22 protein-coding genes are annotated in these 25,826 nt (G+C 56.8%); 10 read left to right on the top strand and 12 right to left on the bottom strand.

All coding sequences use genetic code 11. The features are described 5' to 3' along the window. Positions 1-86 precede the first annotated feature (86 nt). The 5 genes from hutH to hutI form a co-directional block, all read right to left on the bottom strand. On the bottom strand, positions 87-1,613 hold the full coding sequence (hutH, locus tag N438_RS06400; RefSeq protein ID WP_110196038.1) for a histidine ammonia-lyase: 1,527 nt from the start codon (positions 1,611-1,613) through the stop codon (positions 87-89). Then, the gene (gene hutU / locus N438_RS28730; protein WP_008805729.1) at positions 1,610-3,298 is read right to left on the bottom strand and encodes a urocanate hydratase; all 1,689 of its coding nucleotides are present in this window, start codon (positions 3,296-3,298) and stop codon (positions 1,610-1,612) included. Before hutU ends, hutH begins: the two co-directional genes overlap by 4 nt. 142 nt (positions 3,299-3,440) lie before the next feature. Beyond that, positions 3,441-4,166, bottom strand: coding sequence for a histidine utilization repressor (locus N438_RS06390; RefSeq protein WP_044612711.1), 726 nt, complete (start codon positions 4,164-4,166; stop codon positions 3,441-3,443). 61 nt (positions 4,167-4,227) lie between these two features. Beyond that, the gene (hutG, locus tag N438_RS06385; protein ID WP_008805727.1) at positions 4,228-5,184 is read right to left on the bottom strand and encodes a formimidoylglutamase; all 957 of its coding nucleotides are present in this window, start codon (positions 5,182-5,184) and stop codon (positions 4,228-4,230) included. Further along, entirely contained in the window at positions 5,181-6,500 is a 1,320-nt protein-coding gene (gene hutI, locus N438_RS06380) for an imidazolonepropionase (RefSeq protein ID WP_162550400.1), read from the bottom strand. The genes hutG and hutI overlap by 4 nt, the downstream gene beginning before the upstream one ends. Before the next feature lie 154 nt (positions 6,501-6,654). On the opposite strand from hutI, the gene N438_RS06375 reads away from it, so the two are divergent. Continuing rightward, the gene (locus N438_RS06375; protein WP_008805725.1) at positions 6,655-7,938 is read left to right on the top strand and encodes a putative acyl-CoA thioester hydrolase; all 1,284 of its coding nucleotides are present in this window, start codon (positions 6,655-6,657) and stop codon (positions 7,936-7,938) included. A 287-nt stretch (positions 7,939-8,225) separates the two neighbouring features. Here N438_RS06375 and N438_RS06370 read toward each other — a convergent pair whose 3' ends face one another. Together N438_RS06370 and N438_RS06365 are read right to left on the bottom strand one after the other, a co-directional pair. Then, the gene (locus N438_RS06370; protein WP_008805724.1) at positions 8,226-10,913 is read right to left on the bottom strand and encodes a cation-transporting P-type ATPase; all 2,688 of its coding nucleotides are present in this window, start codon (positions 10,911-10,913) and stop codon (positions 8,226-8,228) included. A 51-nt stretch (positions 10,914-10,964) separates the two neighbouring features. Next, positions 10,965-11,396 (bottom strand): universal stress protein, encoded by a 432-nt coding sequence (locus tag N438_RS06365; RefSeq protein ID WP_023339810.1) that lies wholly within the window; start codon positions 11,394-11,396, stop codon positions 10,965-10,967. Between the two features lie 533 nt (positions 11,397-11,929). Here N438_RS06365 and N438_RS06360 point away from each other — a divergent pair. From N438_RS06360 to N438_RS06350, 3 genes are read left to right on the top strand one after another with little or no spacing between them, the layout of a single operon-like run. Next, positions 11,930-13,015: an efflux RND transporter periplasmic adaptor subunit gene (locus N438_RS06360; protein ID WP_012542406.1), complete on the top strand. Its 1,086-nt coding sequence runs from the start codon at positions 11,930-11,932 to the stop codon at positions 13,013-13,015. After that, positions 13,016-16,081 carry an efflux RND transporter permease subunit gene (locus tag N438_RS06355; RefSeq protein WP_116696185.1) on the top strand — a complete coding sequence of 1,022 codons (3,066 nt, stop codon included), beginning with the start codon at positions 13,016-13,018 and terminating at the stop codon, positions 16,079-16,081. Positions 16,082-16,119: 38 nt separating this feature from the next. Next, positions 16,120-17,043 (top strand): acyltransferase family protein, encoded by a 924-nt coding sequence (locus tag N438_RS06350; RefSeq protein ID WP_162493330.1) that lies wholly within the window; start codon positions 16,120-16,122, stop codon positions 17,041-17,043. A gap of 16 nt (positions 17,044-17,059) precedes the next feature. Here the strand turns inward: N438_RS06350 and N438_RS06345 are convergent, their stop codons facing one another. Further along, positions 17,060-17,566 carry a hypothetical protein gene (locus N438_RS06345; protein ID WP_012542408.1) on the bottom strand — a complete coding sequence of 169 codons (507 nt, stop codon included), beginning with the start codon at positions 17,564-17,566 and terminating at the stop codon, positions 17,060-17,062. Between the two features lie 733 nt (positions 17,567-18,299). Between N438_RS06345 and N438_RS06335 the strand changes: the two genes are divergently transcribed. Together N438_RS06335 and N438_RS06330 are read left to right on the top strand one after the other, a co-directional pair. Next, complete coding sequence (locus N438_RS06335; protein WP_012968674.1) at positions 18,300-18,515, top strand: biofilm development regulator YmgB/AriR family protein; 216 nt, start codon at positions 18,300-18,302, stop codon at positions 18,513-18,515. Between the two features lie 82 nt (positions 18,516-18,597). After that, positions 18,598-19,152, top strand: coding sequence for a helix-turn-helix transcriptional regulator (locus tag N438_RS06330; RefSeq protein ID WP_008805716.1), 555 nt, complete (start codon positions 18,598-18,600; stop codon positions 19,150-19,152). 37 nt (positions 19,153-19,189) lie between these two features. Here N438_RS06330 and N438_RS06325 read toward each other — a convergent pair whose 3' ends face one another. Both N438_RS06325 and N438_RS06320 read right to left on the bottom strand, forming a co-directional pair. Further along, positions 19,190-19,924 carry a MerR family transcriptional regulator gene (locus N438_RS06325; RefSeq protein ID WP_008805715.1) on the bottom strand — a complete coding sequence of 245 codons (735 nt, stop codon included), beginning with the start codon at positions 19,922-19,924 and terminating at the stop codon, positions 19,190-19,192. Between the two features lie 154 nt (positions 19,925-20,078). Next, the gene (locus tag N438_RS06320; RefSeq protein WP_012542412.1) at positions 20,079-21,290 is read right to left on the bottom strand and encodes a diguanylate phosphodiesterase; all 1,212 of its coding nucleotides are present in this window, start codon (positions 21,288-21,290) and stop codon (positions 20,079-20,081) included. A gap of 330 nt (positions 21,291-21,620) precedes the next feature. Between N438_RS06320 and ycgZ the strand changes: the two genes are divergently transcribed. From ycgZ to N438_RS06305, 3 genes are all read left to right on the top strand, one after another. After that, complete coding sequence (ycgZ, locus tag N438_RS06315; RefSeq protein ID WP_012542413.1) at positions 21,621-21,866, top strand: regulatory protein YcgZ; 246 nt, start codon at positions 21,621-21,623, stop codon at positions 21,864-21,866. A 125-nt stretch (positions 21,867-21,991) separates the two neighbouring features. Continuing rightward, a complete protein-coding gene (locus N438_RS28510; protein ID WP_116696184.1) occupies positions 21,992-22,297 on the top strand; it encodes a hypothetical protein in 306 nt (101 codons plus the stop codon). Positions 22,298-22,348: 51 nt separating this feature from the next. After that, positions 22,349-22,615: a biofilm development regulator YmgB/AriR family protein gene (locus N438_RS06305; protein ID WP_012542414.1), complete on the top strand. Its 267-nt coding sequence runs from the start codon at positions 22,349-22,351 to the stop codon at positions 22,613-22,615. Positions 22,616-22,723: 108 nt separating this feature from the next. Here N438_RS06305 and pgl read toward each other — a convergent pair whose 3' ends face one another. Beyond that, the gene (pgl, locus tag N438_RS06300; protein WP_116696183.1) at positions 22,724-23,719 is read right to left on the bottom strand and encodes a 6-phosphogluconolactonase; all 996 of its coding nucleotides are present in this window, start codon (positions 23,717-23,719) and stop codon (positions 22,724-22,726) included. 228 nt (positions 23,720-23,947) lie between these two features. On the opposite strand from pgl, the gene N438_RS06295 reads away from it, so the two are divergent. Next, the gene (locus N438_RS06295; RefSeq protein ID WP_008805709.1) at positions 23,948-24,766 is read left to right on the top strand and encodes a pyridoxal phosphatase; all 819 of its coding nucleotides are present in this window, start codon (positions 23,948-23,950) and stop codon (positions 24,764-24,766) included. Here the strand turns inward: N438_RS06295 and modC are convergent, their stop codons facing one another. Next, complete coding sequence (gene modC / locus N438_RS06290) at positions 24,767-25,825, bottom strand: molybdenum ABC transporter ATP-binding protein ModC (protein WP_016160515.1); 1,059 nt, start codon at positions 25,823-25,825, stop codon at positions 24,767-24,769. It lies immediately after the preceding gene. Between the last annotated feature and the right edge of the window lies 1 nt (position 25,826).

Below are 25,826 nucleotides of genomic sequence, written 5' to 3'. Positions count from 1 at the left end.
TGATTTTTTTATATGACGACAAATATGCGATGTAGGTCGGCCGGGGGAATGACTTCCCCCGACGCGGGTACAGAGAACAACGGTGATTAATGCAGTACGGCAGGCAGCAGACGCGTCAGGTGACGTGCAGCCAAAAGTGCAATGGCATTTTCAATATCAGGGGCGAAGAAGCGATCCTGCGTATAGTGCGGCACGCGTTCGCGCAGCAGATGACGCGCCTCTTCCAGCAGCGGACTGGTAGTCAGCCCTTCGCGCATATCCAGGCCCTGCGCCGCCGCCAGCCACTCAACGGCCAGCACTCCGCGGGTGTTTTCCGCCATCGCCCACAGGCGACGACCGGCAGCCGGCGCCATCGAGACGTGGTCTTCCTGGTTGGCGGACGTCGGCAGGCTGTCAACGCTATGCGGGTGTGACAGCGCTTTGTTTTCACTGGCCAAAGCCGCCGCTGTGACCTGGGCAATCATAAACCCGGAGTTGACGCCGCCATTTTTCACGAGGAACGGCGGCAGCTGCGACATATGGCTGTCCATCATCAGCGCGATACGACGCTCGGAGAGCGAGCCGATTTCGGCGATCGCCAGCGCGATATTATCCGCCGCCATCGCCACCGGTTCGGCGTGGAAGTTACCGCCGGAGATGACGTCATTTTCGGCGGCAAAGACCAGCGGGTTATCGGAGACCGCATTCGCTTCGGCTAACAGTACTTCCGCCGCCTGGCGGATCTGCGTCAGGCAGGCGCCCATCACTTGCGGCTGGCAGCGCAGTGAGTACGGATCCTGAACCTTGGTGCAATTATGATGCGACCGCGAGATCGCGCTGTCATCGGTCAACAGGTGACGATACAGTGCCGCCGCATCAATCTGCCCGCGCTGGCCGCGCACCTCGTGAATACGCGCGTCGAACGGACGACGCGAACCCAGCGCCGCTTCAGTGGTTAACGCCCCGCAGACGACCGCGGAGGCGAACAGATCTTCGGCTTCGAACAGACCGCGCAGGGCAAAAGCGGTTGAGGCCTGGGTGCCGTTGAGTAGCGCCAGGCCCTCTTTCGCCGCCAGGGTTATCGGCTCCAGCCCCGCCTGACGCAGCGCGTCGGTCGCTGGCAGCCATTCGCCGCCGCGTACCCGCGCTTTGCCTTCGCCCAGCAGCGTCAGCGACATATGCGCCAGCGGCGCGAGGTCGCCGGAGGCGCCGACGGAACCTTTCGTCGGGATCCACGGCGTCACGCCGGCATTCACCAGGCCAATCAGCGCCTGGATCACGCTCAGGCGGATCCCGGAGAAACCGCGGGACAGGCTGTTAATCTTCAACACCATAATCAGCCGCGCCAGGTCGTCGTCCAGCGGCTCACCCACGCCCGCCGCATGGGACAGCACCAGCGAACGCTGCAGGTTCTCCAGATCGTCCGTCGAGATACGGGTCTGCGCCAGCAGGCCAAAGCCGGTGTTGATGCCGTAGGCGGTACGCCCTTCGGCAAGGATGGCGTTGACGCAGGCCACGCTCTCATCAATGGCGGCAAACGCGCTGCTGTCGAGGGTAATGTTCAGCGGGTGGCTGTAAACCTCGCGGAGCTGCGACAGGCTCAGTTTCCCCGGAATGAGCGTTAACGATTTCATTTAGCGTTCCCCTGCGTTGCTGCCACCATCGGAAGATTCAGACCCTGTTCTGCTGCGCATTCAATAGCAATATCGTAACCCGCATCGGCATGACGCATCACGCCGGTCGCCGGGTCGTTGCGCAGGACGCGAGCGATACGCGCCGCCGCTTCATCGGTACCGTCACAGACGATAACCATCCCGGAGTGCTGCGAGAAGCCCATACCTACGCCGCCGCCGTGGTGCAGCGACACCCAGGTCGCGCCGCTGGCGGTGTTAAGCAAGGCGTTCAGTAGCGGCCAGTCGGATACCGCATCTGAGCCGTCGCGCATGGCTTCGGTTTCGCGGTTCGGGCTGGCGACGGAGCCGGAATCAAGGTGATCGCGGCCAATTACGATCGGCGCGGAGACTTCGCCGCTGCGCACCATTTCGTTAAACGCCAGACCGAGCTTCTGACGCCACTCCAGACCTACCCAGCAGATACGCGCCGGCAGTCCCTGGAAGCTGATGCGCTCGCGCGCCATATCCAGCCAGTGGTGCAGATGCTTATCATCTTTAATGATCTCTTTCACTTTCGCGTCGGTTTTGTAGATATCCTGCGGATCGCCGGACAGCGCTACCCAACGGAACGGGCCGATACCCCGGCAGAACAGCGGGCGGATATACGCCGGCACGAAGCCCGGGAAATCGAAGGCATTGCTGACGCCCACTTCCTGCGCCATCTGACGGATGTTGTTGCCGTAGTCGAAGGTCGGCACCCCCATCTCGTGGAAGGCCAGCATCGCCTGCACGTGATCGGCCATTGAGCGTTTCGCCGCCAGAATAGTACCTTGCGGGTCGGATTCGGCTTTCTGCTGATACTCCTCCCAGCTCCAGCCTTTCGGCAGATAGCCATGCAGCGGATCGTGGGCGCTGGTCTGATCGGTAACCATATCCGGGCGCACGCCGCGTTTCACTAGCTCTGGCACGATATCCGCGGCGTTGCCGCACAGCGCGATGGAGATGGCGCGGCCTTCGGCGGTGTATTTCTTGATACGCGCCAGGGCGTCATCCAGAGAAGTGGCTTGTTCATCCACGTAGCGGGTACGCAGACGGAAATCGATGCGGCTCTGCTGACATTCGATGTTCAGCGAGCAGGCGCCTGCCAGCGTCGCGGCCAGCGGCTGCGCACCGCCCATGCCGCCCAGACCGGCGGTTAACACCCAGCGCCCTTTCAGGCTGCCCTGATAGTGCTGGCGACCGGCTTCGACGAAGGTTTCGTAGGTGCCCTGCACGATGCCCTGGCTACCGATGTAGATCCAGCTGCCGGCGGTCATCTGGCCGTACATCGCCAGCCCTTTGGCATCCAGTTCGTTGAAGTGTTCCCAGGTGGCCCAGTGCGGAACCAGGTTGGAGTTAGCGATCAGCACGCGCGGCGAGTTTTCATGCGTTTTAAAGACGCCGACCGGTTTGCCGGACTGCACCAGCAGAGTCTCGTCGCTTTCCAGGTTTTTCAGCGCCTTCACGATAGCGTCATAGCATTCCCAGTTGCGCGCAGCGCGACCAATACCGCCATAGACCACCAGCTCATGCGGGTTTTCAGCGACATCGGGATCGAGGTTGTTCATTAACATACGCAGCGGCGCTTCGGTCAACCAGCTCCTGGCGGTCAGCGTCGTGCCTCTCGGGGCACGGACGTCCAGCTGGCGATATTTGCTTTGCGACATCGGGGTTTCTCCTGACAATTAACGTTGTGTACGTAGATACATATACTTGTCTATACAACTCTGCGCAAGCCAGGATTTAACAGAAATGATACAATTTTGTTATATTGCGTCAGCAATCACGTTTTGCTGACGCCAGGGAAAATTACGAGCTGAAATGGCCCTGCAGACGGTAGCGCGCGCCGGGGAACAGCAGGCGAGCGTGAGAGACAATATGCGTCTTCGACCAGGTGCGACGGCGAATGAGCAGGCAGGGATCGTGCTGCAGAATGCGCAGCAGCGCGCACTCCTCTGACGTCGCCTGCACCGCCTCGACAATATGTTCGCCTTCGGTTAATGGCGCGATCAGCGACAGATAATCATGCGGCGTGGTAGTGGTGTAATCCTGTAACAAGTAATCCGGCACCACCGCAGCATTCACGCAGCGATCTTCGATTTGTACCGGAACCTCGTTTTCGAAATGCACCATCCGTGAATGAAAGATACGCGTGCCTTCGGCGACGGTGAGCGCCTCCGCCTGAATGAGATCGGCTTCGGTCTCCTCCAGCAGCAGCACTTCACAGCGGTGCTGATGGCGACGAGAGACAATTTCATCGGCAATGCTGCGCACTTCAAACAGCGCCGACTGCCCTTTCGGCTCGGCGACGAAGGTCCCGACCCCCTGCAGCCTGACCAGCAGGCCTTCATCCGTCAGCTCGCGCAGCGCGCGGTTGATGGTCATCCGGCTGAAGCCGAACTGGGCAACCAGTTCAGCCTCCGAGGGAATTCGGTCGTGCGGACGCCACTCGCCGCGGTAGATTTTTTCGCTAATCGCCTGCTTCACCTTTTCATAGAAAGGCGCGGGCGCGGAACGAGGTTGTTGTGCAAACATGGCCTGGCTTTCCTTATGCATAATAAGCGGAGCGGCGAAGCGAAAATAATAGCGCGGATCGCTAGCGCCACCAATGGGCGATTTGCCATGCCAGACGGGCCGCCGCGCGGGCACCCTGTCCGTCGATGTCAAATTGCGGATTAAACTCGACCAAATCCACCGCCTGCAGCTTTCCGCTGCGGCACAACGGCTCAACGATGCGCAGCAGGATTGCCAGCGGCACGCCCAGCGCAGCCGGCGCGGAAACCGCCGGCATTTCGCGCGCCGGCAGCACGTCGAGATCGATGGTCAGATACAGACGATCGTACTGCGCGATATTGCGCTCCAGCTCCGGCAACACGTGAGTGTCGAAGTCCGCCAGCACCGCCAGATCTTCAACGACAGCCACCTGGCGGCGCGCTGCTTCATCCCATAGCGCCTGGGTGTTCGCCGCCCGGCTGACGCCGATGCAGGTATAGTGAAAACCGCGCTGCTGGGCGTCACACTCCAGCGCCAGCTGGCGGAACGGCGTCCCGGAGCTGGCGCATTCGGCAAAGCGTAAATCCAGATGCGCATCGAGATTAATAATGCCCACTTTTTCGCCCGGGAAGGCATCCAGAACCCCAGCGCCATGGCCGAAGGCCGTCTCATGACCGCCGCCCAGGACCAGCGTGCGTTTGCCGGCACGCTGGCAGGCGGCCACCGCCTCGCGCAGCGCCTGATGCGCGGCTTCTAACTGTTCGCCATCGACGCTAATCGTGCCCATATCCACGCAGCGGTCGTGGCCCTGATGGCTGGCCATATTGGCCAGCGCCCGGCGCAGCGCTTCCGGACCATGCCCGGCGCCGGTACGCCCTTTGTTACGCCGGACGCCTTCGTCACAGGCGAAGCCGAGCAGCGCGATATCGCCGGGCATCTCCTGCGGCGCGAAGCGTTCCGCGCGGGCGATAGTCTGGAACAGGCGCAGCGCATTAGGCGCTTCCGCGCTATCATCGCGTCCCTGCCAGAGACTGGCGGGCGTAGCTTGCCACAGCATCATTGCCGTTCTCCTCGTACCACGCGTCCCCAGAGCGGCGCGCGCCCCGGCTCATACACCATCTCGACCGGATGCTCGGCATCCCAGATGGCAAAGTTAGCCACAAAGCCCGCCGCCAACTGACCGTGGCTGTCCTGCCGCCCCAGCGCCCGCGCGGCATGGCGCGTTACCCCGGCCCAGGCCTCTTCCGGCGTTAAACCAAACTTGACGCAGGCCATGTTCATCGCCAGATGCAGGCTGGCGAAGGGGCTGGTGCCGGGGTTGAAATCGGTCGCCACCGCCATCGGCACCTGGTATTTGCGCAGCAGTTCCACCGGCGGTTTGCGGGTTTCATTAAGGAAGTAGAACGCGCCGGGGAGCAGAGCTGCCACGGTGCCGCTTTCGCGCATCGCCGCCACGCCCTCTTCCGTCAGATACTCGATATGGTCGGCGGACAGTCCGTGATAGCGGCTCACCAGCTGCGCACCGCCCAGCGACGAGAGCTGCTCAACGTGGCCTTTTACCGGAATGCCCAGCGCCTGCGCCGCCTGAAATACGCGCTCGGTTTGCTGCGGGCTGAAGCCAACGTTTTCACAGAAGACGTCAACGCTTTCAAACAGTCCCTCCTGCCACAGCGTCGGCAGTATGGTCTCGCAGACCAGCGAGATATAGCCATCGGCGTCGCCATGATATTCCGGCGGCGTGGCGTGAGCGGAGAGCAACGTCGCCGACAGTTCCACGCCATTGTCGTCGGCCAGCTGGCGGGCGACCCGCAGCATTTTGCGTTCGTTTTGCAGATCGAGACCGTAGCCTGATTTAATCTCCAGGGTGGTCACCCCTTCACGCAGCAGGCGCGCCAGACGCGGCTGCGCCAGCGCCAGTAGTTCCGCTTCGCTGCTGTCGCGCGTGGCGTGCACGGTGGAATTAATCCCACCGCCGTTAGCGCTGATGGTTTGATAGGAGACGCCGTTCAGCCGCTGCTCCCACTCCTGCGCCCGGCTGCCGCCAAAGATCAGGTGGGTATGGCAGTCGATTAAACCCGGCGTAACCAGCCGGCCTTCGAGATCGATACTGCGCCCGCCGGGGGCGTCAGCGTCGGCGACAATTGCCTCAATGCGGCCATTGCGCACCAGCAGCGCATGGCGCTCCAGCAGACCGTAGGGTTGAGAGTAATCAGGGTTCAGGGTGGCGAGACGCGCGTTTCGCCAGATAACGCGTTCAGAGGTGGCTTGAGTCATAGCGCTTAACTTGTCATGGGTTGTATAGACATTTATTTTCATAACGCCGATAAAGTCAACAATAGCGCGGGGAAATGTTATTTTTTTGTGACTAAAGACCATCCAGCAGGACTGAACGTTGCGTAAAGACGGTAAGTTTTTCCGCCCATGTCTTCCCGTTTCGTTCAAGTTAGTATAAAACAGCAGGTTTTAAAGGACTTATACCCTGGCGTCTCAGCCGGGGTATTTCACTACGCTTAATTTTGCCCGGAGCAACATGAACACATATTCCGTTTCCCGTCTGGCGCTGGCGCTGGCCTTCGGCGTGACGCTGTCCGCCTGTAGCTCGACGCCTGCCGATCAACAGCCCTCTACGCAGACTGCACCGGGCACCACCGCGCGTCCCATTCTGAACGCCGATGAAGCGAAAAACTTTACCCCGGCGGCCTATTTCCAGTCGCTGACTCCCAATGCCGCGGCCTGGACGCCATCTGCCATCAGCCTGCCGGCGCAGCCTGACTTTATCGTTGGCCCGGCGGGAACCCAGGGCGTGACCCATACCACCGTCCAGGCGGCGGTCGATGCGGCGATTGCCCGTCATTCAAATCGCCGTCTGTTTATTGCCATCATGCCTGGCGAGTACCCGGGAACGGTTTACGTACCGGCGGCGCCTGGCGCCCTGACCCTGTATGGTACCGGCGATAAACCGATTGACGTGAAAATCAGCGAAGCCATTGATTCTGAAATGGATCGCAACACCTGGCGCCGTCTGGTCAATCCGGGCGGTAAATATATGCCGGGCAAACCGGCATGGTATATGTTCGATAGCTGCCAGAATAAATCCGCGGCCACCGTCGGCGTGATGTGCTCTGCGGTCTTCTGGTCGCAGAATAACGGCCTGCAGCTGCAGAACCTGACCATCGCCAACAACCTTGGCGACAGCGTCGACGCCGGTACTCACCAGGCCGTCGCCCTGCGCACCGATGGCGATCAGGTGCAGATCAACAAGGTCAATATTCTTGGCCGTCAGAACACCTTCTTTGTGACCAACAGCGGCGTGCAGAACCGTCTGCAGGATAACCGCCAGACCCGCACCCTGGTGACCAACAGCTACATTGAAGGCGATGTGGATATCGTGTCCGGTCGCGGCGCGGTGGTATTTGATAACACCGATTTCCGCGTGGTGAACTCGCGTACCCAGAAAGAAGCCTATGTTTTCGCGCCGGCTACCCTGAAGAGCGTGACCTACGGCTTCCTGGCGACCAACAGCCGCTTTACCGCGTCCGGCGATAACGTCGCGCAGCTGGGCCGCGCGCTGGACGTTGACGGCAACAGCAATGGCCAGGTCGTGATCCGCGACAGCGTCATCAATGAAGGCTTTAACATCGCCCAGCCGTGGGCGGCAGCGGTCGGTTCAAACCGTGCCTTTAGCGGTAACGTTGGCGCAGTAGATGCCAAAGGCAATCTGCAGCGCAACCTCAACGACAATAGCGTCAATCGCATGTGGGAATATAACAACCGCGGCGTGGGAAGCACTGTGGTCGCCGAGCCGAAACAGTAACGCGCAACAAGCGTGAACCATAATAAAAGAGAGGGCGATGCCCTCTCTCAGACTGCTGACAACGTGCAATCTTCAGGAATTGCCCGGCGGCGCTGCGCTTGCGCGGGCCTACAGCTAACTGCATAACGGTTTGATATTGAAGTCTTTCGTAGGCCGGGTAAGGCGAATGCCGCCACCCGGCAGAAATGCGAGCACAATGACGAAACAGGTTTGTCGTCAGCCAGAGAGGGGGCGATGCCCCCTCTTCTCTTTTGCGTGTTCTCTTTTGCGTACTGCACGTCACGCCGTCAGGCGGTTCGCCATTTGCGGGTCAGCGGTTTTTCCAGTTCAACGATCAGGAACATCGCGAAGCCGATGATGAAGGTGATCACCCAGTAGCGGAACGGCAGCCCGGTGGTACCGAACAGCATCTGCATAAACGGCGCATAGATAATCAGCAGCTGCAGCACCAGCAGCACGCCGCTGACAATCCAGATCCCTTTGTTAGCCAGCAGACTTTTCGTCAACGAGAAACCATCCGACACGCGGCAGTTCAGCATATAGAACCATTGGGCGGTGACCAGGGTCTGCAACAGCACGGTACGGATAAACTCCGGCGAATAGCCGCGCGGCTGCAGCCAGGCTTCGAGAATAAATGCGCTGACCGCAATCATCGACCCCACAAACGCCACGCGCCAGATGGCAAAGCCGTCCATGACGTGAATTTTCGGATCACGCGGCGGCCGCCGCATAATATTTTTCTCACCGGCTTCAAACGCCAGACCAAACGACAGCGTGGCGGAAGTGGCCATGTTCATCCACAGGATCAGCACCGGCGTCAGCGGCAGTACGTTGCCCGCCAGCAGCGCGATCACGATCAGTAACCCCTGCGCAAGGTTGGTCGGCATGACAAAGAGAATGGTTTTCTTCAGGTTGTCATACACCCGACGCCCCTCGCGGACCGCGCTGGCGATGGTGGCGAAGTTATCATCGGTCAGCACCATATCGGCGGCTTCCTTGGTCACCTCGGTCCCCTTGATCCCCATCGCCACGCCGACGTCAGCCTGCTTCAGCGCCGGAGCATCGTTCACCCCGTCGCCGGTCATCCCGACAATCTCTTTCTTGCTCTGCAGGGCCTGCACCAGGCGGAACTTATCTTCCGGGCTGGTTCGGGCAAAGATATCATACTGCTGCGCGGCCACGCTCAGCTGCGCGTCGTCCATCACCTCCAGTTCGCGCCCGGTAATGGCATTCCCCGCATTGCCAATCCCCAGCATCTTGCCGATACTCATCGCCGTTTGCGGATGGTCGCCGGTGATCATCTTCACGCGGATCCCGGCCTGCAGGCAGTCGGCAATCGCCGTGATGGCCTCCGGACGCGGCGGATCCATCATCCCGGCAACCCCTAACAAAATCACCCCCTGCTGCAGATCCTGATGGGTTAGTTCCGTCTGGCCTGCGGAAGCCGGCTTCCAGGCCGCGGCCACCATCCGTAGCCCTTCCCGGGCGTACTCTTCAATTTTGCCTTCCCAGTACGGTAGATCCAGCGGCTGCAATCCGCTGTCGCTCTGCTGATATTGACACAGGCGGAACAGGACATCCGGCGCGCCAGTGACCAGCACCACCTCCTCTTCACCCAGCCGGTAGAGGGTCGACATGTATTTATATTGCGAATCAAAAGGAATTTTACTGCGCAGCTCGCTGGTCAGCGGCGGCAGAGTAACCTTCGCCGCCAATACCTTCAGCGCCCCCTCGGTCGGGCCACCGGTGATTTTCCACAACCCGCTCTCATCTTTAATAAGCTGACTGTCGTTACACAGATCGATGGTACGCAGATAGCGTTCGAACAGCGTGCCAGGCGCGACCGCGACCGGCGTCGGGTCATCAATGGCGTGGATCTTACCGACCGGCTCATAGCTATCCCCTTCCACCCGATAGACGCTGTCCGCGGTGATCACCGCCTTCACCGTCATTTCGTTCATGGTGAGGGTCCCGGTTTTATCCGAACAGATAACCGTCATCGCACCGAGGGTTTCCACCGTCGGCAGCTTGCGGATAATCGCTTTCTGGCGCGCCATCGCCTGCACACCGAGCGACAGAATAATCGAGATAATCGCCGGCAAGCCTTCCGGGACTGACGCCACCGCGAGGCTAATCAGCGACAGCATCAGTTCGGAGACCGGCATATCGCGGAACAGCAGGCTAAAGACGAACAGCGCCGCCATCATCACCAGAATGAGGATAAAGATGGCTTTGCCCAGCTTGTCCATTTGCACCAGCAGCGGCGTACGGTGTTTTTCAATGCCCGCCATCATCTGGTTGATGTGACCCAGCTCGGTATCGCCGCCGGTCGCCACCACGATCCCTTTGCCCGCCCCTGAGCTGACGGTGGTACCGGAAAACAACAGGTTGCTGCGATCGCCGAGCGGTAAATCGCCGCTCAGCGGCTCGGTGGTTTTTTCCACCACCGTTGACTCCCCGGTGAGGATGGCCTCTTCCACCCGCAGGTTGTGCGCCTCAATCACCCGTAAATCAGCGGGGATACGGTCGCCGGCGCGGATCACCACGATATCGCCGGGTACCAGCGAGGTGGTGGGGATGGTTTCATGGTTACCCTGGCGGATCACTACCGCTTCGCTGGACAGCATATTGCGGATACTCTGCAGCGATTTCTCCGCATTACTTTCCTGGATGAAGCCAATCAGCGCATTGACGACCGCCACCGCGAGGATCACCGCCATGTCGATCCAATGGCCCATCACCGCCTTCAGCAGCGCCGCCGCCAGCAGCACGTAGATCAGTACATCGTTAAAATGCACGATAAAACGCAGCCAGGCTGGCTTACCCGGCTTCTGCGGCAGGGCGTTTTCGCCATACTGCTGCAGGCGTGTGGCCGCTTCTGTCCCGCTAATGCCCTCCGGCGTACTTTGCACGCTGGCGAGCGTCTCCTCGACGGAACGCTGATAGAAGGGCGCCCCCGGTTTATCTGTATTCATACTCTCTCCCTCGATTTCTGAAGCGGAAGTCAGGACGACATCCCGCCGTCATCAGCGCACAACGAAAACCGGTACATGGGCGTAGCGCACGATGTTTGCCGCTTCAGAGCCCAGAAGATGGGTCTGGATCCCCGGATTGCGCGAACCGACAATCACCACGTCCGCTTTCAGCTCATCGGCCAGGTCAATCACTTGATCGCGAATATTGCCACTGCGCACATAAAGATGGCTGGTCTCTTCCGCCAGGGCATTTTTCTTTACCAGATCGCTGAGTTTTTCCTTAGCGGTAGAAATCAAATGCTCTTCCATCTTTCGCGCATCAGAGATAAATCCACGTGTTAATACCGGTGAAAATGCCGGAATAACATGCACAAGATGAATTTGCCCGGCAGAGTGCTGGGCGAGGAATTTCGCATGAGAGAGGGCTTTGTCGGCCAGGCCTGCATCAAACACGTCAACGGGAACAACGATATTTTTATACATGAGATAATCCTTTTATTACCAATACAATGCGTAGTGATGAATAGCCCCATACTTGGGGAGGAAGCAAATCTCAACAACAGAAGCGGCAAGCGGAATCAATGTTATTAAACGTAGCACAGGAAAATTAACATTAGAAAATGAGCCATTAATAGACTGAAAAATATTATAAAAGCCCGCGAAAGCCCGCAGATCTCCTGCCCTTAACCCCTTGACGCCAACAGCGACGCGGTATTCTCTTTTTTAACACTTCATGTTTTCTCCGACTATGCTGATTACAAGCAGGAGTGCCGCACCGAATGTCCGACGGTCACACATTGTGCCGGGCGAAATGACATTCGCGGTTCGGGTGGGAGTTAAGGGAGAAAATCATGTTTGGTTATAGCCTGTTACGTCTGGGATTGTTTGTCGCGCTGGCCATTGTCGCCTGTACACTGGTAGGACTATTCACCTATCTGGTTGTCGCCGCCCTCGCAGAATAAGCGTGCGCCGCCTAATAAAAACGTAAAATAAATCATGAGTCTGAGGGGAATACTGTGAACCGTTATTTTTCTCTCATCCCGGTTGTTATTTTATTAACAACCGCTTGCGATCAGAAAGCGCCGTCCGTCGAAGCCGCTCCCCGGATGGTCAAGGTGGCGCAAGTCACCGCCGTGGGTAACACCCAGCAGCGGACGTTTCCAGCCCGCATCGAGTCTGGCGACTCCACCGAACTGTCGTTTAAACGGGGTGGTCAGGTGGAGTCACTGGATATTCGCCAGGGTGCAACCCTAACTCAGGGACAAACGCTGGCGCGTCTGAATGCCCGCGAAGCCCAGCAGCGGGTCAATGAGCGACAAACGGCGGCAACCCTCGCCCAGCGTCAGTTTGATCGTTTCCAGACCCTGGCAGGACGTCAGGCGATTTCCCAGGCGGAGATGGACGTGCAGCGCGCCAATCGCGATGCCGCCAACGCGGCCTTGAAAATTGCCCGTGAAGAGCTGGCGCAAATGAGTCTCACCGCCCCCTTCGGCGGGATTGCCGCCGGCGTGCATATCCGTAATCATCAGGTGGTCGCCGCTGGCCAGCCGGTGATTACCCTGACGCGTACCGACCTGCTCGATGTGGTCTTCAGCATTCCGGAAAATCTGTTCACCTCGCTCGATATCCGCAATACCGCCTACCGCCCCGTCGTCAGGATCAATACTCTGCCGGGCCGCGAGTTTACCGCGGAATACAAAGAGCATACCGGCAGCAGCGACAACAGCACCCTCACCTGGCAGATCATTTTAACCATGCCGCGACCAGATGATTTTCCCACCGTCGGCGGGGTTAGCGGCACCGTGACGGTCAATCTCGGCAATTTGCCGGCCAGCGCCGGACGGGAAACCCTCGTAGTGCCCGTGGAAGCAGTGTTTAACCCCGATAACCGACCGAAGAATGAACCGGTCGTCTGGGTGGTAAAAGGCGAAAACGCCCATCTGTATCTTGAGGAGCGCAGAGTCACGGTCGGGGAAGTGACCTCGCAGGGAGTGATGATCACCGAAGGGCTCCGTGCGGGCGAACAGGTGGTTGCAGCGGGGGTAAGCGAACTCCACGACCGGCAGCCGGTGCGGATCTGGACGCGTGAACGAGGATTATAAATGGACATTTCCCGTCAGTTTATTAACAACCCGACCCGCGTCTGGTTAGCCATTTTGCTGTTGGGGGTGGGTGGCCTGTTCGCCCTGCTCAATATTGGCCGCCTGGAAGATCCCGCCTTCACCATCAAAACGGCGGTGATCGTCACCCACTACCCTGGCGCGTCCGCTCAGCAGGTGGAGGAGGAGGTGACCCTGCCGCTGGAAAACGCGATTCAGCAGCTTCCCTCGCTGGATAACGTCAGCTCCATCTCCTCGAATGGCTTATCGCAAATTACAGTGAATATTGCTTCGCAGTACCATTCCAGCGAACTGCCGCAAATCTGGGATGAGCTGCGTCGCCGCGTCGGTGACGCCAGCCGGCTTTTTCCCCCGGGGGTAGTCCCCTCCTTCGTCAATGATGACTTTGGCGATGTGTTTGGCTTTTTCTTCGCCATTTCGGGCGACAGTTTTACCAATCCTGAGCTGGTGCGCTATGCCGAGCAGTTGCGCCGTGAGCTGGTGCTGGTGCCAGGCGTCGGCAAAGTCGCCATTGGCGGCGCGATTCCACAGCAGATCAATGTTGATATCTCGCTGGCGAAAATGGCGGCGCGCGGTATTACGCTTAACCAGCTTGCCGCTATCCTGACCCGGCTCAACGTGGTATCCAGCGCCGGGGAGATCCGCGCCGGCAGCGAATCGATCCGCCTTCACCCCACCGGGGAGTTTCAGAATATCGATGAACTGGGGGATCTTCTGGTCAGCCCTCATGGCGCCAGCGCCACCACCCGACTACGGGATATTGCCACGTTGTCGCGCGGGCTGACCGACTCTCCCTCCAGTATCTATCATGCCAACGGCCGCCAGGCGGTGACCATGGGGGTCTCCTTTATCCCCGGGGTCAATGTCATTAACGTGGGGCATGCCCTCGAAGCCCGACTTCAGCAGATGGCCGCCGATAAACCAGCGGGTATCGATATCGCCATTTTTTACGATCAGGCGGCAGAGGTCGCCCACTCGGTCAATGGCTTTATTACCAACTTCCTGATGGCCCTGGCGATCGTCGTCGGCGTGCTGCTGGTGTTCATGGGGGTGCGCAGCGGGATCATTATTGCTTTGTCGCTGGCGCTCAACGTTCTCGGCACCCTGCTTATTATGTATATCTGGGGGATCGAGTTACAACGGATCTCGCTCGGGGCGCTGATCATCGCCCTGAGTATGCTGGTGGACAATGCCATTGTCATTGTCGAAGGGGTGCTGATCGCCCGCCAGCAAGGCTCTCCGCTGCTGGGCGCAATTAACTATGTGATCCGCCGCTCCGCCCTGCCGCTGCTCGGCGCCACGGTCATCGCCATCCTCGCCTTCGCGCCAATTGGCCTCTCACAAGACTCCACCGGGGAATATTGCAAATCCCTGTTCCAGGTGCTGCTGATCTCCCTGATGCTCAGCTGGTTTTCCGCCCTGACCATCACGCCGGTACTCATCAAGTGGTGGTTGTTTAAAAACGCCCCGTCGGCCGAGGCGCCGAAAGAAAAAGCCGATCCCTACCGCGGCCGCTTTTATCGCGGCTATCAGCAGACGCTGCGAATACTGCTGCAGCAAAAGACCCTGACGCTGGTGCTGATGGGCGCGCTGTTAGCCGGGGCGATCTGGGGCTTCACCTTCGTCCGGCAGAATTTCTTTCCGTCATCGAATACGCCCATTTTCTTTGTCGACTTGTGGCTGCCCTACGGTACCGATATTAACGCCACCGAGCAGATGACCCGCGATATTGAGCGGTCGATCGCCAGCCAGCCGGGGGTGGCTACCACCGTCTCCACCATTGGCCAGGGCAGTATGCGATTTATTCTCACCTACAGCGGGCAGCGCCAGTACAGCAACTACGCGCAGATTATGGTGCGGATGGACGACCAGCGCAGTATCGCCCCCGTCACCCGCCACGTCGAGGCCTGGATTGCCAGAAACTACCCGCAGGTGAACGCCAGCACCAAACGCATTATGTTCGGCCCGTCCGGCGATAGCGCGATTGAAGTGCGCATTAAGGGCCCTGATCCGGATACCCTGCGCGCGCTGGCCAGTCAGGTGGGCGACATTCTCGCCGCGGATCCGGCGACCGACAGCGTACGTAACGACTGGCAGAACCGCAGCAAGGTGATCCGCCCGCAATACTCTCTGGCGTTGGGACGTGAGCTGGGGGTGGATAAACAGGATATTGATAGCGCGCTGGAGATGAATTTCTCCGGCAGTCGCGCCGGGTTATATCGCGAGGGCGCCGACCTGCTGCCGGTTATCGTCCGTCCGCCGGAAGCAGAGCGACAGGATGCCAATCACCTGAATAACGTGCTGGTCTGGAGCCAGAGCCGGCAGCAGTATATTCCGTTGAGTAACGTCATCCATGGCTTCTCGCTGGAGTGGGAAGATCCATTGATTCTCCGTCGCGATCGCACCCGCGTGCTTACCGTTCAGACCGACCCCAGCCCGCAAAGCGGCCAAACGTCGGGCGATATCCTTGCCAGAGTGAAACCGCGCATTGACGCGCTGACGCTGCCGCATGGCTACCGCATCGAATGGGGCGGCGATGCGGAAAACTCCAGTGAAGCGCAGCAAGGGCTGTTCACGACCCTGCCGCTTGGCTATCTGGTGATGTTTATCATTACGGTGCTGATGTTCAGTTCGCTGAAAAACGCTGTTGCCATCTGGCTGACCGTCCCGCTGGCGCTGATCGGCGTCACGCCCGGTTTTTTGCTGACCGGCATCCCTTTCGGCTTTATGGCCTTAATCGGCCTGCTTAGCCTCAGCGGTATGCTGATCCGCAACGGCATTGTGCTGGTGGAAGAGATAGAGCAACAAAAACAGGAGAAAGATCAAAGACAAGCAATCATTGATGCGGCAACCTCTCGTCTGCGGCCGATCCTGCTGACCGCCTTTACCACTGTGCTTGGCCTTGCCCCGCTGCTGCGCGATGTCTTTTTCCAGAGTATGGCGGTGGTGATCATGTTCGGCCTCGCCTTTGCCACCGTACTGACGCTACTGGTTCTGCCGGTAATTTACGCTTGCTTCCACCATAAGGATATGACGCCTCAACGATGAACAGTACCGGTCTCAGCATTATCAAGACATTAGGCTGTATGACAGCGGTGACCTTTTTCACTATCTATAACACCTGGGATCACTATGATTATGACTATCACTGGATCCTCGGGCTGCTGACCTTTATCTCGACCATCGCGACGCCGTTGTTTTTTGTGGTGGCTGGTTATCTTGATGCACAGACGCGTCACGATGCCAACTGGCAAATCGGCAAAATTAAAAGCGTGGTCATCGTCTTTTTGTTCTGGGTAACGGTCTATTATGTCTGGGAGCCTTATCAGCGCGGCTACCTGATCCAGCCCTGGTTTATTTTCGCCCTGATCGTGATCTATACCTTCCATCCCTTTATCGCCTGGCTCAGCCAGCGGCGGGGCCTGTTTTTCACCGTGGTTCTGACGCTGCTGTGCTGCGCTTATGGTTACGACCTGCTCTCGGTGCTCTACCCGGACAAACATCTCTTCAGCCTGCCGCCGCAGTATCGTCTGTGGACATGGCTACTTTTTTATTTAACCGGGCAGTTGTTTAACGATCCGCGAGTCACGGAGTGGATACGCGACCCGCGGGTGATTAAAGCCTCCATTATCGCCCTGCCCTTTGTCTATTTATTTACCTGGTTTTATGAACGCCATTTTTTCTTCGCGCTGTTTAAAGCCGATCGCAATGCGTTCATTCTGACGGGATCGCAAATTTATATTCTGATCGTCCTGCTGGTGATCGCCGCTAACGCCGTGCAGTTTAAAAAGAACCGCGAACTGAAGGAGGCGGTGCTGGCGACGGTTAGCAAAGCGATGACCGGGGTCTATATTCTGCACTACTCCGTTTTCCACCTGCTGGTGATGCTGATCCCTATTCACTCGTTAGCCACCAAGCTGGGCGTGATTGCGCTAACGTTTATCCTGTCGGTGCTCATTTCTCTCGCTGTGCTCTCCAGCACGCTGCTCAAGAAGGTGATAACCCTGTGACAAACGACGCGGCAACTTAGCGGAAACTCCACTGGATGCTAATCACAAACACGCTGGGAATAATGATGCCGCTCTCAAGGGCGAAATAGTCGGTAAAGTTGTACTGAATGGCATGGTAGATATAGGGGGAAAAGCCGATCCCGGTGGCGTCCTTAAAATCTTTGTAGGAGCCATGATCGCCGCAATGCTCAAAGGCGTCGAAGAAGAATTCGCCGGTGTAGCCGTAGACCCCTTTAAAGGTCCATCCACTGCCGTTGTGGTACCAGTCTCTTCTCACCCCCAGCGCCAGGCAACGATCGTCGAAACTATTGTTCATCGTGCCAATCAGCAGACTATATTTCGAATCTTCCGAGAATTTCCGCTCTACCGAGAAAAAGTGGTTTTCAAAATTCTCAGTATATTGTCCGTGGTTATTGGTCAGATGGTAAACATAGGAACCAGTATTTACCGAATAGAGATTAATTTCTTTCGCCTGCGCGAAAGCGGCTAACCCGGCCAGGAGCATCACGCTTTTACCACGCATCATCCCTCCTCAGTCCTCTATGCCTGTCCATGAACAGAATGCTTTTGCCGTATTTACCGGTCGTTATGCTGGTGCGACACCCGACAGGAAAATGGGGGAAGATAACCGTGCCGAAATGAAAATGGAGTTCCAGAAAAGCGTAGCACACGCCTAATCCGCCAACAACCGACCATGGCGATAGCGGAGTGGTTGATATTTCTCTCTTTACTATATTGTGCAAAAAACAGACAAAACCTCACCTGTTTTCCGCTATGCTCAGGGTCCGACGCGGAAGTTAGCCACCTGTCGACGACAGAGTTGCTGTGTACCCCTTCCTGCGTCGGCGCTCTTTCTGCTCAAGTGACGTAAACCGACAGAGCCCGTATTCCGATCGGGTCTGCGTCATTATCCCCTGTCTGATTGCCCTGTATCCGCATCCTGCACAGAACCGCTTTTTTGTACAAGTTAATAAAATTAAAAATACCTTTAAAATCAACAAATAAAATTAAAACGAAAAAATAAATCGTCTCGCTGTACATATCGTTATGAAAAAAGTTGTACATCCTAAAATCACCGACTATAGTTTTTGAGTGTTAACTGCTTGTTGCGCAACAAAGCGGGAACGCTAAACGGTTGCGTGGCGAGTCTGGCGGTGGTTCCTGGTTTTGCATTTCCTGTTAGTGACTTTTCGCGTACCACCGGTACGCTGCGACTTTTATGGTCAGTTTGCTTTATACGTGGGAGAGTTCGAGCTATGCATATTAAAAATACCATTCCAGCAGAATTTGTCTTCAATTCAGCCCTGATGAAGAATATTGAAAACACGCTCATGAAGCAGCACAGCACGATCAATAATGAGCGGATGATTACGGAAATCCAGCACCGCCTGCAAACGGAAAGTAATGAAATACTTTCCGACCTCTATCTGCAGGCGTTGGATATGCTGTACAGCAAAAAACATCATCATTAAGTGATCCCACCGCGCCGACAGCAGGGACAGCCCTGCTGTGCCGGCACGCCTGGGTTTTCATCTGCTAACTGGGGCTCAAAAAATGTCACACCATAATACTTGCTATCGTTCTGAGCATTACGATCTGTGGTTTGATAATCGTTTTCTTCTCTACGGGATGTCGCTGATCCTGAATACCTTACCGGCATCTTATTTTCGTAAAAAACATGTTTTTTTTACCAGCGACAATTATTTCGCGGTGCTTGAGCATAACTATAATCGGCGGGATACGTTATTTATTCTGTTAACTGAGGGAAACGATCTTAATTTTCTCAGTGAACTGCCTATGTTGCGCTTACCGGCAAATTCGACGCCGGAAGAATTAAAAATCTTCCTGCATCAGCCCACCCGCTATTACAAAACGCACCCGGCGCCGGGCGCCTCGGTGCAGTTTACCGAACGGGAAAAGAAAGTTATTCAGCTTATCAGCAATGGCGAAGCGGTTGCCAGCATTGGTCGTTCGCTAAATCTGCACATCAAAACCATTTATCAGATCCGGCTGAATCTGATTAAAAAGCTCGGCTGTAGCGGTAGGACCGATTTTTTTAATATCAGTCGTAGTGAAACCTTTAAATCCTGGAGTCAGATTCACCTGTAGTCAGGTGCAATAGCCCCGGCCTGTCCCCCAGACGGGGCTATTGCGTACCGTGAAAATGAATGCTGAAGCCCTGCTCCTGCCAGTGGCTGAGCAGTTCCTCCTGCAGTGGCGTGGCGGCGCGTCCGGTCCAGACAAAGATATGCTGCCCGGGGAAGAGCTCGGGCCGCGGCGACTCCAGCGGTTCAGCGAGAACGTTGACATGCCAACCGCGCTGCGAAAGACGCCATGCCTCCAGCCACAGACGCGTCCGGTCTTCATTGCTCCAGCCCACCAGCAGTGTCTCTTTACCATTTTTTTTACGCGCTTCGGCGAGAAACAGCGCCACGCAGTCAATGAGCAAGCCATCCAGCAGGCTGCTAATCACCAACGAGGTATTCTGATCGAGCTTGAGACGCTGTCGTACCGGCACTAACAGGCTATCGATGAGGGTATCAACGGGGTGTTGATGGCTCAGCGCCATTAATTTGGCGCGGATTCTGGCGGGCTGCATATAACGCAGAATGGACATCATCTCTTCCTGAAGATGCGCGGATTCGTCGCGCGCCGCCGGCAGATTATCCTCCAGCAGCGCTTTGACTTTCCCTACGGATACACCGCGCTCTATCCAGCGCTTGATCTCTTCTATGCGCAGGATATCTTCTTCATCAAACTGTCGATGCCCGCCTTCGCTGCGCTGCGGTTTCAGTAGACCGTAACGCCGCTGCCAGGCGCGCAATGTAACCGGATTGATTCCGCAACGTTCGGCGACTTCACCGATACTGTAAAACGCCATAGCAGCCTCACATCAACCTGATACTTTTTACCTAAACTAACGAATTCAGGCATCCTGTACAACTCTATTTTCTTGTACAGATAAAGATATCAGGTTGTGGCTCACAGCGCGCGGGGAAAAAGATGAAAAAATAGTAAGCTGATTTCGCGGTGGATCATTTCTTCTCCGGCCAGGCAACGGCGGGCAGGCCCCCCAGGCGGGCACCCGCGAATAAATTGCCCTGAAACTGCGAAATCCCGGCTGATTCAAGCCACATCCACTCTTCAGCACGCTCAACGCCGACGGCTGAGACCGCAATCTCCAGAGAAGTACAGCATTTGATAATCGCCTGTACAATCGACTGGCGCGGCCCGTCCTGGTGGATATTGCGGATCAGCTCATGGTCGATTTTAATTCTGTCGGGTTGGTATTGCGCCAGCAGCGACAGCCCGGCAAACCCGGCGCCGAAGTGATCGATGGCAAGATTAATCCCCGCGCCCTTCAGTTTGCGCACCGCATCGGTAAAATCGGCCATCCGCGAAATCACTTCCCGCTCAGTGAACTCGACAATAATCTGCTCCGGGATCAGGTCATTGCGACTAATTTCGTCGAGCAGGAAAGCCACCGCATTCGGCGCTTTGACCAGCGTCATCGGCAGCAAATTAATGCTTAACGCCTTATTACGTAAACCTAATTTACCCGCCAGAGACAGCGCGACGCGCTTACTGTGCAGGTCGGCGAGATAAATATCATCCCCTGCCAGCCCGGCAAAATAGGCGCCAGGAGACTGGCCGTCCGGTGTACGCAGCAGCGCTTCCCATGAGATAATTTCGCAGGCGAAAGGATCGACGATCGGCTGAAAGGCAAAAGACCAGCTTTCCGTATTATCGATAATGGGGGTGTCCGGATAAAAAGTGTCCTTATCGGGAATAAAAACCCAACTGTCCGCCGAAGGGATCTCAAAATAGTTCGCTTTTTCCGTGGATTCGACAAAAGTACGGAAAAATTGCAGCGCCCGGTCGTCATAGGTGAGCTGATATTTTGTCGTGCCCCGGTCCATCACTGTCTGTAGTACTTCCTCACGATCATGTTCCCGTAAATCAAACAGTTCCATACCGACCTTACCAAATCGACGGGACGGTGCATAATCGCAAAACAACTCCACCAGATTATAATGACGAGGATCGAGGACAATTGTTTGATAAATATCCCTTACCTTTTCTTCCGGTCCTTCAATAAGTTGAAAAAAATGCGTCCCGTTAAACAGTAATATACCGGTGACATCCGCCTGCCCATTTCTCTCGTTTGCCCTGGCAACCATGGCCTCGATCGATTTGAATGAGACATTGTCGCAAATATGGCTGCGATAAATGATGGTGGTAAGCATAGTGATTCCAGATGGGAGGGATAAGCATTCACAGTAGCAGTTATCAGGCTAATCGTCTTGCAAAACTACGTTTTATCTTAACAAAAAAGATACACTAAAAATCCACTCTTTGTGCAAGGTTTTTTCTTTTTTTTCTTTTCTTGTACAACATGCAACGCTACCCCCTACCTTTACAAGCCAGGATCTCCGCAAACAAAAACAAATATTACATTAAAAATCATCATGATAGCAACGATCGCTGCAATATTACGCAACTTTCTATGTACAACTTATTAATTATTGTATAAGTTTATTTGCAGTTAACAGATGAATGAAATGAAAGGAGCACATATGCAGCAGAATGGTTACATTCCAGATACAGCGAACGCAATTGCCCAGTATTTCAACAAAGCATCGTTACCTTCCCAGCAGGAAACGCTGGGTCAGATCGTGATGGATATTCTCAACGAAGGGCGCCATCTCAACCGCAAGGCACTGTGCACCAAACTGTTGAGCCGCCTTGACAGCGCCCGTGCGCCTGAGGAAGAGAGCCACTATCAAACCTTAATTGGTTTGTTGTTTGCCGGTCAGGAATAACGTCATCGATCGTCGCCTGTTGCAACCGCAGTAGCAGATGAGGGGCGATCGCTTCCATAAACCTGCTGCTGACCTGAATGCCCGTTATCAGATTCAGGAAGAGTGTGGCATGCAGAGAGACGGTTATGAATAGCAGTGATACTGAGGAAATAACCGATGAGATCATCGGCGAGGCGGTGCTCGCGCTTCTGAAAACGAATCGCCCGATTACCACCCCGACCCTGCTGGTTCGGCTTCGGTTGATGCAGGCCACAGAGTCAGATCGCCAGCGAAGGAAAATCATCGCTGTCGTTATTGAAGAAATTTGCGCGAAGCTCGCCCTCCAGCGGAAGCACGCGCCTTTGCAGGTTAAGAAAATCAATGGCCGTTGGGAAAGCAGAGGAACGCTGGCGCAGGGCAGCATGGCGCCGGAAGCTAAAAAAATCCACTGATTGTCCCAACCATGGTGAATAAAACAGAGTGAGAATGTGATGAGACAGACTATGCATCAGCAACCCGATATTTACGCAGGACTGCAGGACACCGCGCTCTCAGATTATTTCCGTACCGCCGGTGATAAACTGGTTGATGAGTCCGCCGTGATGTCGCTCGCCATCAACAGTATTCTTCAGTCCGAGGGGCACCTGAACAATAAGGCCATTATATTATGGCTGATTCAGGCGCTGGAAAGCACCGATGATGTGGTGACCGCCGACGTGATCCGTAAAACGCTGGAGATTGTCGTCGGCTACACCATGGACGATATCTAAAGCCGTCACGCTTCAGGCCCGCCAGGGCAACAGCTTCTCTACAGAGCCTGTCCGCTCTGATCAAAAAAACCTCGCTGACGCGAGGTTTTTCTTTTACCGCCTGACCCTTCAGTGGGCGTTGACCACCACCCACATCGGCCCCTGCCCAACCGCATAGCGGCCTTTCTCATGCAGCAGCCCCTGCTCACCCTCAATTTCATACACTGCGATATGGTGCGATTTCTGCCCTGCGGCAATCAGATACTTACCGCTGTGATCGAGGTTAAAGCCGCGTGGCTGAGTTTCCGTCGGCTGATAGCCTTCCACTGCCAGCACGCTGCCATCTTCCGAGACGCTGAACACCGTAATGATGCTGGCGGTACGATCGCAGGCGTACAGATGACGACCGTCAGGGGTGATGTGAATATCCGCCGCCCAGCGCACGCCGGTGAAATCCTGCGGCATCATATCCAGGGTTTGTACACATTCGATGTTGCCATTCGGGTCTTTCAGCTCCCAGACGTCAACGGAGCTGTTGAGTTCATTGACGCAATAACCATACTGCTGGTTCGGATGGAACACCATGTGGCGCGGACCGGCGCCCTCGACGGTGGTCACTTCCGCCGGTTCCTGAGCGGAGAGGAAACCATCCTCGCTAAGGGTAAACAGGCAGATGCGATCCTGCTTCAGCGCCGGCACCCACAGGGTGCGGTTGTCCGGGGAGATATTGGCCGAGTGACACCCTTCCAGGCCTTCCACCACGGTGACGGTTTCGCCCGGCAGGCCGTCCTGCAGCAGCGTCACGCTGACGCAACCCTGATTGTAGGAGGCGCTGAAGACAAAGCGGCCATGATGATCGGTAGAAATGTGGGTCGGGCTGCCCGGCAGCGCCGCTTCCCCCGCAAAGGTCAACGCTCCGTTATCCGGCGTGATGCGATACGCTAACACGCGAAACTCCGGACGAACGCCAACGTACAGATACTCCTTATTGGGACTGACCACCATCGGCTGTACCTGCCCCGGGGCATCAACCACCTGCACCAGCGTCAGTTTGCCGTCCGCTTCAAGACTCCAGACGTGGATTTGTTGGCTTTCCGGGCTGGCGGTATAAACGGTTTGTTTCATGACTACTCCTTCCCTCACTGCACGTGGAATTTTCATTTTCAGGATAACAGCACCCTGAAAATTATAAGACATCCGCCCATGATACTCGCAAAGTCCGCTGAATTTCCGACGGACGGCGGCACAAAGGGCATACAGGCATTCACGGCAGATGTGGAAAAATTGGTCCTGACGCCACGGCGGTGTACCATCATGGCCAGGTCACTTTTCAACATCAACCGGAAATAACACATGACAACACGCGTGATTGCCCTGGATTTAGACGGCACCCTGCTCACCAGCAAAAAAACCATCCTGCCCGCTTCGCTGGAGGCACTGGCCCGTGCCAGAGAGGCGGGCTACCAGGTTATCGTCGTTACCGGACGTCATCACGTCGCTATCCATCCTTTTTATCAGGCACTGGCTCTCGATACACCTGCAATTTGTTGTAATGGCACTTATTTGTATGATTATCACGCAAAAGAGGTTTTGGCAGCCGATCCTATGCCGGTAGCGCAAGCGGTCAGCCTGACGGCCATGCTCGCCGAACAGCAGATCCATGGCCTGGCGTATGTGGATGATGCGATGCTTTATGAACAGCCTACCGGGCATGTGATCCGCACCCGCAACTGGGCGCAGGCGCTGCCGGAGGATCAGCGCCCGGTCTTCCGCCAGGTCGACTCGCTGGCGCAGGCGGTCCGCGAGGTCAACGCGGTATGGAAATTCGCCCTCACCGATGAAGACATTCCCCGTCTGCAGCGCTTTGCCCGCGAGGTCGGCGAGACGCTGGGCCTGGAGTGCGAATGGTCGTGGCACGATCAGGTGGATATCGCGCGCGCCGGCAACAGCAAAGGCAAACGCCTGGCGCAATGGGTGGCCAGCCAGGGGCTGTCGATGCAGGATGTGGTGGCCTTCGGCGATAACTACAACGATCTTAGCATGCTGGAAGCGGCGGGCACTGGGGTGGCGATGGGCAATGCGGTGGACGAGGTGAAAGCTCGCGCCAGGGTGGTCATCGGCGACAATGAGTCCACCAGCATCGCCGAGTTTATCTACCGCCAGCTGCTGTAATCAGGCGGCGATCGACACGCTTTTGATCTGAGCAAACACCTGCTGACCTGGCGCTATCGCCAGGTCGTCCCGCGCCCATGGGCTAATCCTGGCCCATAGCAGACGGCCACTCACTCTGAGCTGCACTTCAATCTGTCCGTTGACCTCCAGACACTGAGCCACCTCGGCGCGCAAGATATTGCGGATGCTGGTCCCGGACGGCTGGGCCAGTGTCAGCGAAACGTCCGACGCCTGAATGCGGATCCGTGCGGTGTCGCCTGCGGGACGTTCGAGCCGGTTGACCCACAGCAGCTGGTCACCCAGCGTCAGAGCCGTCATCGCGTACTGCGGATGCTGCGCGGCGACGGTGGCGCTGAGGATCGTACTCTGCTGTTCCGCCGGCAGCCAGGGGTGCATCACGCTGCTGCTCCAGACCTCCTCCAGCGGACCAAAAGCCTTCACCTTACCGGCCTCCAGCACCAGCACGCGATCGGCCAGATGCTGGATCTCATCCAGCGAGTGGCTGACGTAGAGCATCGGAATATGGATCTCCTGCGCCAGCCGCTGCAGGTAGGGCAACAGTTCGCGTTTGCGCGGAATATCCAGCGAGGCCAGCGGCTCATCCAGCAGCAGTAGCTCCGGTGCGGTCAGCAGGGCGCGGCCGATGGCCACTCGCTGCTTTTCGCCGCCGGATAACCGGCCCGGCAGGCGATCCAGCAAGGGCGCGATCCCCAGCAATTCCACCAGCTTATCGAACTGGCTGACCATGGATTTCGCCATCCCGTAGCGCAGATTACCGCGCACTTTATAGTGGGGAAACAGGCGCGCGTCCTGAAACACATAGCCGATACGGCGCTGCTCCGGCGCCAGACAGATACGCTGGGCGGTGTCGTTCAGCACCCGGCCGTTGAGCACGATGCGCCCCGTCTGCGGCCGGGTCAGGCCGCTAATGGCGTTAATCAACGAGGTTTTGCCAGCGCCGGAGACGCCAAAGATGGCGGTGATCCCGCTGGCGGGCAGGGTTTCACGGATCTGCAGGCAGTGACTGCCGAGGATCTGGGTAAAGTCCAGCTCCAGCATC

Source organism: Klebsiella sp. GL120222-02 (assembly GCF_003097195.1).
In the GTDB taxonomy this organism is placed as follows: domain Bacteria; phylum Pseudomonadota; class Gammaproteobacteria; order Enterobacterales; family Enterobacteriaceae; genus Klebsiella; species Klebsiella variicola.
Note: the sequence above shows the minus strand (reverse complement) of the source record. Positions and strands in the feature narration are given on the sequence as shown.

Coding starts and splice junctions, on each gene's coding strand:
- hutH (WP_110196038.1), bottom strand. CDS start 1,613: ATGAAATCGTTAACGCTCATTCCGGGGAAACTGAGCCTGTCGCAGCTC.
- hutU (WP_008805729.1), bottom strand. CDS start 3,298: ATGTCGCAAAGCAAATATCGCCAGCTGGACGTCCGTGCCCCGAGAGGC.
- N438_RS06390 (WP_044612711.1), bottom strand. CDS start 4,166: ATGTTTGCACAACAACCTCGTTCCGCGCCCGCGCCTTTCTATGAAAAG.
- hutG (WP_008805727.1), bottom strand. CDS start 5,184: ATGATGCTGTGGCAAGCTACGCCCGCCAGTCTCTGGCAGGGACGCGAT.
- hutI (WP_162550400.1), bottom strand. CDS start 6,500: ATGGTCTTTAGTCACAAAAAAATAACATTTCCCCGCGCTATTGTTGAC.
- N438_RS06375 (WP_008805725.1), top strand. CDS start 6,655: ATGAACACATATTCCGTTTCCCGTCTGGCGCTGGCGCTGGCCTTCGGC.
- N438_RS06370 (WP_008805724.1), bottom strand. CDS start 10,913: ATGAATACAGATAAACCGGGGGCGCCCTTCTATCAGCGTTCCGTCGAG.
- N438_RS06365 (WP_023339810.1), bottom strand. CDS start 11,396: ATGTATAAAAATATCGTTGTTCCCGTTGACGTGTTTGATGCAGGCCTG.
- N438_RS06355 (WP_116696185.1), top strand. CDS start 13,016: ATGGACATTTCCCGTCAGTTTATTAACAACCCGACCCGCGTCTGGTTA.
- N438_RS06350 (WP_162493330.1), top strand. CDS start 16,120: ATGACAGCGGTGACCTTTTTCACTATCTATAACACCTGGGATCACTAT.
- N438_RS06345 (WP_012542408.1), bottom strand. CDS start 17,566: ATGCGTGGTAAAAGCGTGATGCTCCTGGCCGGGTTAGCCGCTTTCGCG.
- N438_RS06335 (WP_012968674.1), top strand. CDS start 18,300: ATGCATATTAAAAATACCATTCCAGCAGAATTTGTCTTCAATTCAGCC.
- N438_RS06330 (WP_008805716.1), top strand. CDS start 18,598: ATGTCACACCATAATACTTGCTATCGTTCTGAGCATTACGATCTGTGG.
- N438_RS06325 (WP_008805715.1), bottom strand. CDS start 19,924: ATGGCGTTTTACAGTATCGGTGAAGTCGCCGAACGTTGCGGAATCAAT.
- N438_RS06320 (WP_012542412.1), bottom strand. CDS start 21,290: ATGCTTACCACCATCATTTATCGCAGCCATATTTGCGACAATGTCTCA.
- ycgZ (WP_012542413.1), top strand. CDS start 21,621: ATGCAGCAGAATGGTTACATTCCAGATACAGCGAACGCAATTGCCCAG.
- N438_RS28510 (WP_116696184.1), top strand. CDS start 21,992: ATGAATAGCAGTGATACTGAGGAAATAACCGATGAGATCATCGGCGAG.
- N438_RS06305 (WP_012542414.1), top strand. CDS start 22,349: ATGCATCAGCAACCCGATATTTACGCAGGACTGCAGGACACCGCGCTC.
- pgl (WP_116696183.1), bottom strand. CDS start 23,719: ATGAAACAAACCGTTTATACCGCCAGCCCGGAAAGCCAACAAATCCAC.
- N438_RS06295 (WP_008805709.1), top strand. CDS start 23,948: ATGACAACACGCGTGATTGCCCTGGATTTAGACGGCACCCTGCTCACC.
- modC (WP_016160515.1), bottom strand. CDS start 25,825: ATGCTGGAGCTGGACTTTACCCAGATCCTCGGCAGTCACTGCCTGCAG.